Below are 14,080 nucleotides of genomic sequence, written 5' to 3'. Positions count from 1 at the left end.
GAGAAATAAGTCTGCATTGGTAACTGGAAATGTTTCATTTATACCGCAAATGCGATAATCATTCTTTCCGGTTTGAGTGACGGCAACACCCAATTGGGCAAGTGCATCCAACATATGTGCCGTATCGTCAGAAGTCAGTAAATCATGAATCTGCGTGATGCCCTGCGCGAGAGCGGAAAGCAAGAGAATCCGGTTAGAGATACTTTTTGATCCAGGCAGCTGTATTGTGCCTTGAGCTTTCTTAGCTAATGGGAGATCAAGCCATTTCATGATATACGCAATTAAAATGAAGAATGATATCTCATAAGAACATTCAGGACGTAATTTTATTGATCAAGTAAGTTAGCTGATTTTTCTTGTATTGCTCAGGTCAAATTTGTATCCTTTGGAAAAGTCTTTATCATACTATCTCGTTTAAGGTAATCTATTGTAGTAAATTCTGGACGAAAAGCAATCAGCTAACGCGAGACGTTTGGTTTAAAAGTGATGTTATCGGATATCGTAATTTATTGCGAGAATCTAAAAGATAAATTTATATTTTTAATAAACAAAGAGGTTTTATATAATGGAAGACGCAGAAATTGTTTTGATGTTCTCTTTATTGGCAATTCCTTTTGCCATCTGGTTACAATTGTGGGTGAAAGATCGCAGAGAGAAACGAAGAAATACGTTGGGTGATGAGGAGTTTGAGAGTACAGCGGGGGCATTTGCATCGATCGTTATAGAAGGCACTGCCATTATAGGTGGGCTTATAATGATAATTATGGCGACCAGCGGGGTAGGCAAGTATATTCTCAATTTTTATTTATAAAGCGTGTGCCAGCATGACAGAAAATCCGGGTAATCACTTTGCCCGGGGTTTCTTGTGATCGGCTACCGAGTGTTAATGGTAATTAGCTTTTATTAGTTTAAGAGGTAATGTCACCGGTTGATCGAGTTCTTGACTGCTTTGTTTTGGATTTTGTTTCAGTGGTCTTTTTAGGAGCTTTTTGTTCAAATTCAAAACCTATTTTTCCATCCGGATTTCTGACCAAATAAGCCGAAAAGGGTCTTCCTTTTTTAGAAATAAACTTTGTTAATAAATCAGTTTTTCCAGTTTCCAGTAATTTGGTGATTTGTGCACGATCAATTGGGCGCGCAAGAATAATTTTGCCGGTTTTAAAATCACAGGTACGAGTTGGCCCGACAGATTTTTCACAAACATATTGCATGCCGTGTTCATAAACTGCATGATTGCATTTTGGACATTTGCCAAGCGAAAGTTGCTCACTAAAATCGACTTCTTCTTGATTTTCATCATTGTTACCAAAATCGAATTTCATTTCTAGAATATCCGTAAGCCTGATGATGGCATTAAACGATTGTCCCATTTTGCTTCGGAAACCTTGCAATGGACCAACTTCACGTTGAGTAATCAATGTTTCCATTTCTTCAACTTCAAATTGGCGACCAGCAAGAATTTTCCAGAGCGCAAAATCACACTTCTGGCATTGAAATTTTTTGTAGGTTTCATGTACGATGCCACCACACTTCGGGCAAGGGGATTTCAAAACGGCGAAATCACCTGCTATGGTTTCGCCACGATGAGTCTTTGCTTGTTCTACAATATGCCTGGTCATCTCGGCAATTTTTTCCATGAATGCAGTGCGTTTTAGATGACCTTGTTCAATCTGGCGTAACTGAAATTCCCAGTTGCCTGTTAATTCAGGTGAGATAAGTTCAGGAATTTTAAGGCCGCGCAATAACGTGATTAATGAAGAAGCCTTTGCCGTTGGATGCAATTCGCGGCCAACACGCTGAATATAATTTTCGAAAACCAAACCTTCAATAATTGCAGCGCGGGTCGCCGGCGTACCTAAGCCTTTTGCGCTCATCGCAGCGCGCAGCTCTTCATCTTCTACGAGCTTTCCGGCGCTCTCCATGGCGGAAAGCAGCGTTGCCTCATTAAATCTCGCAGGTGGACGAGTTTGATTTGCGACAATGTTGATGGTTTCTGTATTGACTGATTCACCGGGAGTAATGGCGACAAGCGTATTATCATCTTCCGCACTATCTGACTTAATTGATTTCCCATAGACCGTTTGCCAGCCAGGATTTACCATGACTTTACCTTCAGTTTTAAAAGGTTCATTTTCAACTCGGGTAATGCGGGTGGTGACCAGAAATTCTGCGGCTGGAAAAAAGATGGCTAAGAAACGTTTAGTAACCAGATCGTAAAGCTTCGCTTCCGCTTCATTTAACTTCGTTGGGTTTAATGAAGTCGGGATAATGGCAAAGTGATCTGAGATTTTAGCGTTATTGAAAATACGCTTATTGGGAATAACCCAGTTTGATGTCAGAATCTGTCGACAAAATTTACCATAGTCGGTATTTTCCAGGCTCTGTAAAGTATCTTTAACGGTACTGAGATAGTCTTCCGGCAGCGCACGTGAGTCCGTTCGTGGATAAGTCAGTACCTTGTGCTTTTCATACAATGCTTGCGCCAGGCCGAGTGTTGCCTTGGCTGAAAAACCAAAGCGGCTATTGGCGTCACGTTGCAGGCTAGTTAAATCATAAAGTAATGGGCAGATTTCTTTGCTGGGTTTGCTTTCTTCGTCGACATGGCCAGATTTTCCCTGACATTTATCACGGATAATTTCTGCTTTCTTCTGCTCCCAAAGCCTTTCTGACTTTGATTCCTGATTGATTTTATCCTTGACGAATTTCTCATCAAACCATTTGCCGTTATAATTGCTGCTACTGGCTGTAAATGTAGCGTGAATTTCCCAGTAATCTTGCGGACGGAATTTTTTTATTTTTTCTTCGCGTTCAACAAGAATTGCCAAAGTAGGAGTTTGTACCCGTCCAACTGTGGTTTTATGAAATCCCCCTTCCTGCGAGTTAAAGGCAGTCATGGCGCGAGTGCCATTAATTCCAACTAACCAATCCGATTCTGAGCGGCTGACAGCGGCTTCCGCAAGCGACTTGACTTCGTTACTGTCCATTAGTTTGGTAAAGCCTTGACGAATCGCATCGGGTGTCATGGATTGTAACCAAAGGCGTTTTACAGGTTTGTTGGCGCCGACATGGCGCAGAATATAATAAAAAATCAATTCACCCTCGCGTCCGGCGTCGCAAGCGTTTATCAATGAATCGACATCTTTACGCTTGATGAGTTTACTCAACAGCTTCAGACGTGAGGATGTTTTCTCAATCGGATTCAAATCAAAATGCGGAGGAATCACGGGTAAATTTGTAAAACTCCACTTACCACGCTTTACTTCATATTCTTCAGGGATAACTAGCTCGAGTAAATGACCTACCGCCGAAGATATGACGTATTGATCATTCTCGAAAAAATCAGTATTTTTGGTGAAGTTGCCCAGCGCTCGCGCGATATCTGCTGCTACTGAAGGCTTTTCAGCAATGATTAGAGATTTACCCATGAGCTTTCCGAGAAGAATAATTTGCTGGCTCTATATTGTCGCGCATGATTATTGATAACTGTGAAATATGAATCAAGCTTACTGGATGAGTGTGTTTGCTGCATTTACTCAAGCGGTTATTTGGTATAAAAAGAATGCGATTTAGTATTAATGACGATAATGAGAGTCACTGACAATTAATAATTTTTCCAGTATGGTATCGTCAGTAAGCTGGTTCTGGATCCATAGTTCTGTCAAAACAATCAGTTTAATTTTTTCAAGACTGGGTGAGTTTTCATGCATCATCAGTACGCGATCAATTAATAACTCTCGTTGCAACGGATTAATAATTCCGGCTTGTTCCAGAAATAAAATAAATCCTCGCCCTTCAGTATCAATTTTATCTATTTCATATTCGGTAAAGCATCGGAAGGAATTGTTCCCGGCAAAGCTGGCTGGGTAATTACCAATGTCATGGCGCTCAAGTCCAGAGAGCCAACTAAGTGTTTCGCTAATATCCTCGTCGGCAAATCCAGCCATGGTGAGTTTGCGTGTCAGTGTTGCAGAGTCAGGGTAGCTTCCTGAATCAAAATAATTTTCAAATAAATAAACGAGTATATCGAACATAATTGTGTCTATAAATACGAATCTGTTTGCAGATGAACGCTTTTAGTTAATGGCATCAAATGTCATTCAATTCGTTGATACCATCCTCCTGGTAGACTGCTGATTTGGCCGTCAAGTTCAAGCGTTAATAGCATGGCTGATACAACCTCAGCAGTCAAGCCGCTACGTGCGCACAAAGTATCAATATTGACGACATCGTAACCTAGGTATTTGAGTAGCAAAGAGTTTTCGGTTGATTGCGCGCTGGTGAATTCTTTTTTTCTGACAGGTGCGGCATCGATTAATGCCAGATGACTTAATTCGTCTAAAATATCTTGTGTGTTTTCAATCAATTTTGCACCTTGCTTGATTAATGCATGACAGCCTTTTGAAAGAGGTGAATGAATAGATCCTGGAATTGCCATCACTTCGCGACCCTGTTCTAGGGCCTGGCGTGCTGTAATCAATGAGCCGCTTTGCAATGCAGCCTCTACGACTAGGCAACCCTGGGTCATGCCACTGATGATGCGGTTTCTGCGCGGAAAGTTCCGGCCTATGGCGGGTGTGCCCAAGGGAAATTCAGAAATCAGCGCACCTTCTTTCGCGAGTTTATGAGCTAGAGGGTGATTTTTTGCTGGATAAACAATATCTAATCCTGTTCCTACAATGGCTATGCTGGCGGCAGAACCACGCAAGCCGCCATGGTGGGCGGCAGTATCTATGCCAAGCGCCATGCCGCTGATAATACAAAGCCCGGCATTGCTCGCGGCTTCTGAAAATGCCTCTGCATTGGATAAACCTTGCGGCGTTGCGTTACGGCTGCCAACAACTGCCAAAGCAGGTTGTTGGAGAAGTTCGCGTCGGCCTTTAAAATAAAGTAATGGAGGAGGGTCCGCAATATTGAGCAATTGTGCCGGGTAATCGGAATCAGCCAAAGTAATGACTGCGTTAATAGGATCTTCCAGCCATTTAAGTACATTTATAATATTGTCGCGTTCGGCGCCTTGTTTAATGCGATGAGCCGTTGTTTTTTTTACAATGCGTTCAAGTGCTGTGACATGCGCCGAAAGGATTGCTGCAGGGTTGCCAAAAGCAATCAAAAGCCGACGGATAGATTCGCCGCCCAAACCGTCAATCAGATTAAGACTTAGCCATGATTCAATATCAGATGCATATTTCATGAATGTGCAGCTATTATTTCAAGGTGTTTTGACCGCATCCAGTATTTTAATGGAATGTGTGCTTTGAACGACTAGCGCGTATGATATTTTGTCAAAAACGCGAAATATGAATGCTAGCCCCGTTCTTTCCTCAGGCAACTGTACCGTTTCCCCTGTCAGAGATTTAGCTTGGCTCGTTCGGAAAATAGCAAGCACATGACCCATTTCCAAGCCATCCATTTCACCTTTATTCAAGGTAACGATGGCACCTTTGCCAATTTCGGTGATACCGCCATAGACTGAGATGATTCGTCCATTGATTGGAAAATCTGGCGCATGGGGTGCGTAGTTATTGAATATGTTATCAGGTGTAGGAACCAAACGATCTCCATTCAGGATTTCTTCCGCAGCCCGCGTGATAGTGACTGTGCTAACATCGGCAAATACAGTAGCTTTGGCATTGCCTAAGTAAGTTGCTTCGTAGCCGAGAATCTGGTCTTTCTGATCGGGATCTTTTAACGCTTTGCCAGGACGGAAAATTTGCCATGTCGAACCTTTATCTTTCGGTAATCCACTGATGTAAGCTGTATTGCCTGTACTTAGAGCAACTCGATTGTCGCTGGAGCCTAAGATATAGGGCGCATTGTCGAGGCCATCCTTTTCAATAACTAGCGGTTGACTAAGAAAAGGCTCGATGGCGGCGGCTGGGATACTGGGTATGGCAGCATCATCTGATAGTTCCGAGCGAATTTTTGGAGATAATTTGACCGTCCTGATTTCTTCTTCATTATCCTCGAGCCTCAATCGAAATCCGTAGGGTGTTTTTCTCAGTACTACAATATCACCAGGATAGATTCTGTGAGGATTCTTTACCTGTTCACGGTTGAGTCCCCAGATCTCAGGCCAACGCCAAGGGTCGTTAAGAAATCTGGAAGCAATCCCCCATAGCGTATCGCCTGGCACAACGACATGGCGATAGGGAGTATCGTTTCGCAATAAATTATTCTCAGCATTGACTGGTGGAATAGAAAGCAGACTCAGGAATAAAATCATAGCTATAATAGGCTTTCGCATGGACGATCCCCGTTAAGTTATTAACTTGCAGAATAATTGGCTAATGATACGGTCTAAATGCGGCATTGAGTTTATTTATCTACATAATTTTTTCATGGCTATTTTAAAAATATTACAATACCCTGACGAAAAACTACATACTGTAGCGATTCCTGTTGCGCAAGTCACTGATAAAATCCGTGCGCTGATAAATGATATGGCAGAAACTATGTATGCTGCGCCTGGGATAGGGTTAGCCGCAACACAAGTGGATGTGCATGAGCGCGTTATCGTTATTGACACTTCAGAGGCGCGAGATGAATTGCTCGTTTTGATTAATCCTGAAATCATTGCGAGCAGTGGTATATCTGATTTTGAAGAAGGCTGCCTGTCAGTACCAGGTATTTATGGAAAAGTGCAGCGTGCTGAGCTTGTTACGGTTAAAGCTTTAAATGCTCAAGGTGAGCCATTCGTTTTGGATGCCGATGGATTGCTGGCGGTGTGTATTCAGCATGAGATGGATCATTTGGCAGGTAAAGTGTTTGTTGAATATTGGTCCCGGCTTAAACAAGCACGCACTTTGGCAAGATTAAAGAAAAAACTGCGTAGTACAATGTAAGTGCGGAAACTTACATGAAAATTATTTTTGCCGGAACCCCTGTTTTTGCTGCTGCTGCATTGGAAGGGTTGATCCATGCGGGACATCAGATTGTGATGGTTTTAACCCAACCAGACCGGCCGGCCGGAAGAGGGATGAAAACGGTTGCGAGTGCAGTCAAGTTGTTGGCTCAACAGCATGATCTTGCGATACTACAACCACCGACACTTAAAACGTCTGAAATACAAGCACAATTAAAGGCATTACATGCGGATGTGATGATCGTCGCGGCGTATGGATTGATTTTGCCGCAAGCAGTGTTAGATATTCCTCGTCAAGGCTGTTTAAATATACACGCTTCGATTTTACCACGTTGGCGTGGCGCCGCGCCGATTCAACGCGCGCTTCTGGCTGGCGATGATAAAACTGGTATTACAATCATGCAAATGGATGCAGGGCTCGATACGGGTAACATTTTACTGAAACACGAAATGAAAATCGCGCTGGACGATACCACGCAATCACTGCATGACAGGTTGAGCTTGTTAGGTGCTCTGAGTATTGTTGAAACCTTGGCTCAGCTGCAGCAAGGAAAGCTTGTTCCAGTTGCTCAGAATGAGGCACAAGCTTGCTATGCCACTAAAATAACTAAGGCAGAAGCTGAAATTAACTGGCGGCTTCCAGCTGAGCAGATAGATCGGGTGGTGCGTGCATTTAATCCAACTCCGGGAGCCTATACATCTTTCCAAGGAATGGTTTTGAAGATTTGGCAGGCAAAAATAGTGGCGGGCGAATCCGGACAACCAGGTGAAATTGTTGCGGCAAATCGAGATGGTATATTAGTAACATGCGGTTCTGGTCTGTTACAAGTGGAAATGTTACAGAAACCGGGTGGGAAAAAAATCAATGTGCCGGATTTTCTGGCGGGCAATAACTTTCAACCAGGTGAATGCTTTACTTTGGTTAATTATTCATAGAGTATGATCAAAACGCAACTTGCTGCGGCTTCTGTAGTGGGTAAGGTGCTAGCTGGAGCAAGCCTGACCGAGGTGCTGCAGGATGTTTGGCGCGTGGAATCTTCGCTGTCGAAGCAACAGAGAGGTGCCATTCAGGATTTAAGTTACGGAGTGTTGCGTTTCTATGGGCAACTAGGGGCAATCCTTGAGCTCTTGCTGAAGAAGCCGCTACGCGATAAAAGTTTGTATCATCTGCTGCTGGTAAGTTTATATCAATTGCAATATAGCCGGGTGTTGTCGCACATTGTGGTAGATCAGGCGGTCTCAGCTTCACGTTGCTTAGTAAAGGGTGGCGGAATGCAAGGATTGGTCAATGCGGTGTTACGCAATTTTATCCGGCAACAGGAAAATTTATTGAGACAAGCTGCCGAAAAAGAAGTTGGGCGTTATTCGCATCCGCAGTGGTGGGTCGATAAGTTGCGTCGGCAATACCCGGAAAATTTTGCAGCTATACTGAGAGCAAATAACAAACGTCCCCCAATGACTCTGCGGGTTAATCGGCGTAAGATCAGCATGGAGGATTACTGCGATTTGTTGACAGAAAATGGGATTCAGGCTGAATTGTTATGGCCGGATACACTTCAATTGAGTCAGCCGATTAGGGTGGAATCTCTGCCGGGTTTTGCAATGGGATTGGTGACTGTGCAAGATGCAGGTGCACAACTTGCTGCGCCACTGCTGGATGTGCATGATGGCATGCGGGTGTTGGATGCTTGCGCTGCTCCCGGAGGTAAAAGTACGCATTTGCTGGAGTTGGCGAATATATCGCTGTCGATATTGGATAACGACCCAGAGAGGCTGATCCAGGTGCAGCAAAATCTTGAGCGCTTGGGGATGACATCAGAACGATTAGTTTGCGGTGATGCGGCGAATCCTGATGAATGGTGGGATAAGCAACCCTATGATCGAATTTTGGTTGATGTGCCATGTTCTGCATCGGGTGTGGTATGCCGGCACCCTGATATTAAATGGCTCCGGCGCGAGAGTGATTTGGCCAAGTTTGCTGTATATCAACAAGCAATTCTTGATGCATTGTGGAAAACCCTAAGGAAGGATGGTAAGTTGCTTTATGTGACTTGTTCAGTCTTCGCAGAAGAAAATACTATGCAGATGGAGAGTTTTCTTAAACATCATTTTGATGCATGCCAATTGCCGATTTCTGTTGCGGCGATGGTTGATGGACAACTGTTACCTGATACTCAACATGACGGCTTCTTTTATACCTTGCTGCAAAAAAACTGATCGATATATGAATCGAGTGAAGTTACCTTATGCCGGCTTAGTTTTCTTATGGTTGATCTTGCTGTTGCCAGCAGCTACTGCGCAGGCGGAGGGTATCCGGATAAAGAATGTCAATTTAGTAGCAGCGGGTGGGAGTTATGAAATCAGCGTAGATTCTGAAATTGCGCTTAACCCGACTTTGGAGCAGGCGCTGGAGAAGGGCATTGTACTTTACTTTGTATTCAAATTCAGTCTGGTCGATGTGCGCTGGTATTGGTTGGATGACGAAGTTGTACGCGGTAAATACAGGGTGGGATTGAGGTATTATGCACTGACGCGACAGTATCATCTAAATCACGCTTCGTTTTCACAGAGCTTTAACACGCTCACTGAAGCATTGCAGGTTATGGGTCGATTGCATGATTTTACCTTGACGGTTAAATCAGAATTAAAGCAGGACACAGATTATATCGCGTCACTGCGTATATGGCTCGATCTGACACGTATGCCCAAACCATTTCAGGTCGAGGCCTTTGGTTCCAGTCGATGGAATTTGAGTTCAGACAAGTTGGAGTGGAGCATGAAGTTACCCACACCGGAGAAACCCTTCCAAATGAAAGGTCAGTAATGAAGTATGTACTCATTGTTGGCGCAGGGGTGGGGGCAGTCATGTTGTTTTTGCTTGCTACAGCAGGTGCCAATACGGAGTTTTTTGAGCGTAAGTACCGTTTGCTATTAGGTATAAATGCGGCCTTTGTCCTTTTCCTCATGGCAATCGTTGCAATATTGTTGTGGCGATTCAGGCGCAGACTTAAATCAGGTGTGTTTGGATCTAAGCTGGCGTTACGATTAATGTTGGTTTTTTCACTGATGGCCATACTTCCTGGCGCTTTGGTTTATGCTGTGTCAGTTCAATTCCTTGAGAAAAGTATTGAATCCTGGTTTGATGTGAAAGTGGATCGCGCCTTGGAGGGAGGATTGAGTCTTGGCCAGACTATGCTGGATAACTTGTTGGAGGAGCTGCAAAAAAAAGCACAAGCTGCAGCGTTGATGTTAGCTGGAACATCTAATCCGCCTCTGCTGGTGCTCAACGAATTATTGTTACAATCTCAGGTGGAAGAATCGACTTTATTTAGCCAGGATGGCAAGGTGATCGCATTCTCAAGCGAAAGTAATCTGGCGTTATTTCCAGAAAAGCCGAACACGATGGTAATGCGGCATATAAGGATCCAGAAAGCCTACAGTGCGGTTGAATCGTTGGCCGATAAAGGCTTATATTTGCGTGTGGTTGTGCCTGTCAATGTATTGAGCTTGAAGGAAGATATCCGGGTTCTGCAGTTATTGCAGCCGGTTCCTGCGCAGTTGGCCAAAGATGCTGAGCGAGTGCAGGCCGGGTTTCGAGATTACCAGGAGCTTACATTGTCTCGCCACGGATTAACTCGATTGTATAGTGTGACATTGACGTTGGCATTGTTATTGTCATTATTTTCAGCGCTGGCAACAGCATCATTGCTTAGTGAGAAGTTAAGTGCTCCACTCGGTATGTTAGCTGAAGGGACGCGCGCTATTGCGCAGGGTGATTACAGCCGCCGCCATCTGGTTCAAAGTAGCGATGAATTGGGTGTATTGACAGAATCATTTAATTTGATGACGCAGCAATTGCAGGAGGCACAAGCAATTGCGCAGCATAATCAGCAGCAAGTAGAAAGTGCTCGGGCACATCTGGAAAGTATCCTGGCAAATCTTTCATCTGGTGTATTAGTATTCGATGATCAATTGGCTTTATCTAAAGCAAACCGTAGTGCAGAGCAAATACTTCAAACACCTTTAATCAGTTTGGATGGTTCAATTATTGAAGGGTGTGTAACCGATGAGCCGCAATTGGATACATTAATTGCTGAAATTAGAACGGGTTTTAATTCAGAAGAGACAGGTGTTTGGCAACGCCAACTAACACGCTCGGAAGATGGTCGTAACCAGGTTTTGTTGTTGCGGGGTACGCGACTACCTAAGTTATCGGGCGGCGGCGGTGTGGTGGTTTTTGATGACATTACTAGTTTACTCCAGGTGCAGCGTGCTGTAGCTTGGGGCGAAGTAGCGCGACGTCTTGCACACGAAATTAAAAATCCGTTGACGCCGATTCAACTCTCTGCGGAGCGGGTGCAGCATAGATTAATTAATAAACTCGACGAAGAAGATGCCAAAATATTAAGGCGCTCAACTGAAACCATTGTTAATCAAGTCGAGGCGCTAAAGAAAATGGTCAATGAGTTCAATCAATATGCACGTATTCCTGAACTGGAATTGCGGCCATTAGATTTTAACCAGCTGGTTCGTGAAGTGTTATCGCTCTATGAGACTGGAAGTATGGCGGCTGAAAATGGTAAGCACGTACAAATAACACAGAAGTTGGCGGAAAAATTGCCGAAAGTTAGAGGAGACTCTGCGCAATTACGTCAAGTACTGCATAATTTATTGCAGAATGCACAGGATGCGTTAATTGATGCTTTGAAACCCGTAATAGAAGTAAAAACCGAAGCAGTGCATGGAGGTGTGCAGCTAAGTGTCCGTGATAATGGTTGCGGCTTTTCGGAAGAAATCAGAGCGCGTGTTTTTGAGCCCTATGTTACGACCAAATTGAAGGGTACAGGCTTGGGTTTGCCTATTGTCAAGAAAATTATCGAAGAACATGACGGGCTTATTCATATCGAGAATTTGAAGTCGCATGGTGCGCAAATTTCAATCATCCTGCCTGCAGTGGAAAAAATAAAGCTGTAGGAAATAACAGATTGGCATTAAATTATCGAGTCTGTAAATATAGAAAGGCGAGTAGAATATTCCATGTGTTGGTGCTCGTTAATCATAAACTCCGAATCCAAAAATATGCATAAACTTTTATAGTTAACCGTAAACTAGCTGATTGGATTTCAGTCGTGGAGAGAATTCTAGATGATAACAAACAATACAATACTCATCGTTGATGACGAAATTGGTATTCGCGAATTGCTGTCAGAAATTTTGCGTGATGAAGGATATCGTGTGGCGTTGGCAGAAAACGCTGAACAAGCACGTGTCTGGCGGAATCAGACGCGTCCGGATTTGGTGTTGCTGGATATCTGGATGCCTGATACTGACGGTATTACGTTGTTAAAAGAATGGGTTAGTAATGGGGTGTTGACGATGCCAGTGATCATGATGTCGGGGCATGGCACCATTGATACGGCAGTTGAAGCGACGCGTATTGGTGCATTTAGTTATCTGGAAAAACCGATACCACTGCAAAAATTGTTGAGTACCGTCAGCAAAGCGTTGCGAGGTGGACAAAATAAACAGCAATCAGCGCTTTCTCTGGCTAGCATGGGAAAAGGTAATTTGATTGCAGATCTGCGGAAAAGATTGGAGCAAGTAGTCAATCTGAAAGCGCCCGTGCTACTGATGGGAGAGCCCGGTGCAGGGGCTGAAATATGCGCTCGCTTTATGCATCGTCCCAATACACCGTGGGTAGAACCCGAGACATTGACTTCATTAGCAGAATCACCACTAGATTTATTAGAGTCTGCTCGTGATGGTTTGTTATTTCTCAAGGAGGTGGGTGAAATTAGCAAATTAGCACAAAAGGGTTTGTTGTTGTTACTAAATAAACTGGAAAAATATAATGTACGGCTGGTTTGCGCGACATCGCACCCAATAGCGGAATTAACTGCCCAAGGCAACTATCATCCCAAGTTATATGAAGTGTTAAGTGGTTTAAGTATTGGTATTCCTGCGTTGAGAGCACATCGGGAAGATATACCTGAATTAGCTAATCAAATTTTATCACGCTTTGTTGAATCAGGTGAAGCCTCGTCAACATTGCAGTTTACTACTGCTGCGCTGAATTGCTTGCGTAATTATGATTGGCCAGGAAATCTTACGCAGCTAACGGGTGTGGTCCATTCTTTGGCATTAACATCCACCAGCGATGAAATTTCAGTTGAAGCAGTGCAGCAGGCAATGGTATTTCCAGAATCGTCTTCCGCATCGGTTGCTCCGGAAATTCCTCTTGATCTTTCATTGCGCGAAGCGCGTGATTTATTTGAAAAAACTTACTTTGAAAGATTGATTGATCAAGAAAACGGTAATATGACGCGTGTGGCTGAGCGGGCTGGATTAGAACGTACACATCTTTATCGCAAAATAAAATTATTGGGGATTAAGTTGCGGGGAAATTGATTCGCAGTAAGTGGTTGATTGCTTGGCAGTTGAATTGGTCATAGACTTAAGGTCTTTAGAGAAGAAGCCGGAAATGTAATATTGCAAGTTTTAAGAAAAAACTTTAAAATTGCTGCCTTTTATATTTTTCCCCGTATTTAACAAATACTTAGTTGGCTCGCTAAATAGTATGGTAGTCGAGCTTTCTCTGTAATATTTTGTAAATGTGCTGAAACATTTTATTAACCCGTAGCATATCGTTGTTGTTGAAAGGATGTCATGTTAAGTAGTTTTCCCAGTCGTAAGAAGAAACAATCTAAAAAGCAATCACTTAATTTATTTATATTTCTTTTGTTGACATTTTTGTCCCTAGGGTTCCAATCCGTCTCAATCAAGGCTGAATCAATTTCATACCCTATACAGTTTTAGAGTATCAATCTGTAGAATTCGCGCTATCTAATAGCTGTATGTTGTTTAAATTCAGTTTTATTAACCAAGCAGAAAAATTTTCAAGAAACAGTGAAGTCCGCTTGTGTGTTGGTGCATTTGTCACACTGCGCCTTAAAACTGGTACATGCTCGATTAACCATTGCATTGATTGTCGAGCTCTGCCAGACCAAAACCACTGCCGTATACACACCCAGCCTATCAGATTTGATTCAAGCTCGTTTTGGATAGTAGTCACATTATTAACCGAATTTAAAAGTAGATGTAATGAGCTAATTGAGCAAGTTTTTGTTTTGGTGTTATTCCCCCGATAGGCTGTATTAGGCCGTTCATGATTATAAGTCCAGAGCCATTTTGTTGCATAATCCTGAGTCTCATTGATAG

General features: G+C 43.3%; 11 protein-coding genes and 1 pseudogene. 7 read left to right on the top strand and 5 right to left on the bottom strand.

Translation table 11 applies throughout. The features are described from left to right. Window positions 1–270, bottom strand: a pseudogene (locus K2Q13_RS06390) (3-phosphoshikimate 1-carboxyvinyltransferase); the annotation flags it as partial. Window positions 271–565: 295 nt separating this feature from the next. Here K2Q13_RS06390 and K2Q13_RS06385 point away from each other — a divergent pair. Next, window positions 566–811: a hypothetical protein gene (locus K2Q13_RS06385; RefSeq protein ID WP_292920108.1), complete on the top strand. Its 246-nt coding sequence runs from the start codon at window positions 566–568 to the stop codon at window positions 809–811. Window positions 812–908: 97 nt separating this feature from the next. On the opposite strand, the gene K2Q13_RS06380 is transcribed toward K2Q13_RS06385, so the two are convergent. From K2Q13_RS06380 to K2Q13_RS06365, 4 genes are all read right to left on the bottom strand, one after another. Continuing rightward, complete coding sequence (locus K2Q13_RS06380) at window positions 909–3,425, bottom strand: DNA topoisomerase III (protein WP_292920106.1); 2,517 nt, start codon at window positions 3,423–3,425, stop codon at window positions 909–911. Between the two features lie 147 nt (window positions 3,426–3,572). Further along, on the bottom strand, window positions 3,573–4,031 hold the full coding sequence (locus tag K2Q13_RS06375) for a DUF494 domain-containing protein (RefSeq protein WP_292920104.1): 459 nt from the start codon (window positions 4,029–4,031) through the stop codon (window positions 3,573–3,575). A 62-nt stretch (window positions 4,032–4,093) separates the two neighbouring features. After that, window positions 4,094–5,191 carry a DNA-processing protein DprA gene (gene dprA / locus K2Q13_RS06370; RefSeq protein WP_292920102.1) on the bottom strand — a complete coding sequence of 366 codons (1,098 nt, stop codon included), beginning with the start codon at window positions 5,189–5,191 and terminating at the stop codon, window positions 4,094–4,096. 18 nt (window positions 5,192–5,209) lie between these two features. Further along, on the bottom strand, window positions 5,210–6,244 hold the full coding sequence (locus tag K2Q13_RS06365) for a LysM peptidoglycan-binding domain-containing protein (protein WP_292920100.1): 1,035 nt from the start codon (window positions 6,242–6,244) through the stop codon (window positions 5,210–5,212). A gap of 94 nt (window positions 6,245–6,338) precedes the next feature. On the opposite strand from K2Q13_RS06365, the gene def reads away from it, so the two are divergent. From def to K2Q13_RS06335, 6 genes are all read left to right on the top strand, one after another. Continuing rightward, entirely contained in the window at window positions 6,339–6,842 is a 504-nt protein-coding gene (def, locus tag K2Q13_RS06360) for a peptide deformylase (protein ID WP_292920110.1), read from the top strand. A 14-nt stretch (window positions 6,843–6,856) separates the two neighbouring features. After that, entirely contained in the window at window positions 6,857–7,798 is a 942-nt protein-coding gene (gene fmt / locus K2Q13_RS06355) for a methionyl-tRNA formyltransferase (protein WP_292920099.1), read from the top strand. Between the two features lie 3 nt (window positions 7,799–7,801). Further along, window positions 7,802–9,079 carry a 16S rRNA (cytosine(967)-C(5))-methyltransferase RsmB gene (rsmB, locus tag K2Q13_RS06350; RefSeq protein ID WP_292920097.1) on the top strand — a complete coding sequence of 426 codons (1,278 nt, stop codon included), beginning with the start codon at window positions 7,802–7,804 and terminating at the stop codon, window positions 9,077–9,079. Window positions 9,080–9,086: 7 nt separating this feature from the next. Then, window positions 9,087–9,686, top strand: coding sequence for a DUF4390 domain-containing protein (locus K2Q13_RS06345; RefSeq protein WP_292920095.1), 600 nt, complete (start codon window positions 9,087–9,089; stop codon window positions 9,684–9,686). Further along, window positions 9,686–11,836 (top strand): ATP-binding protein, encoded by a 2,151-nt coding sequence (locus K2Q13_RS06340; RefSeq protein ID WP_292920093.1) that lies wholly within the window; start codon window positions 9,686–9,688, stop codon window positions 11,834–11,836. Before K2Q13_RS06345 ends, K2Q13_RS06340 begins: the two co-directional genes overlap by 1 nt. 171 nt (window positions 11,837–12,007) lie before the next feature. Continuing rightward, complete coding sequence (locus K2Q13_RS06335; RefSeq protein ID WP_292920091.1) at window positions 12,008–13,270, top strand: sigma-54 dependent transcriptional regulator; 1,263 nt, start codon at window positions 12,008–12,010, stop codon at window positions 13,268–13,270. The last annotated feature ends 810 nt before the right edge of the window (window positions 13,271–14,080 follow it).

Source organism: Nitrosomonas sp., from assembly GCF_019752095.1.
In the GTDB taxonomy this organism is placed as follows: Bacteria; Pseudomonadota; Gammaproteobacteria; order Burkholderiales; family Nitrosomonadaceae; genus Nitrosomonas.
The sequence above is the reverse complement of the archived record's forward strand: the minus strand, read 5'-3'. Positions and strand labels throughout refer to the sequence as shown.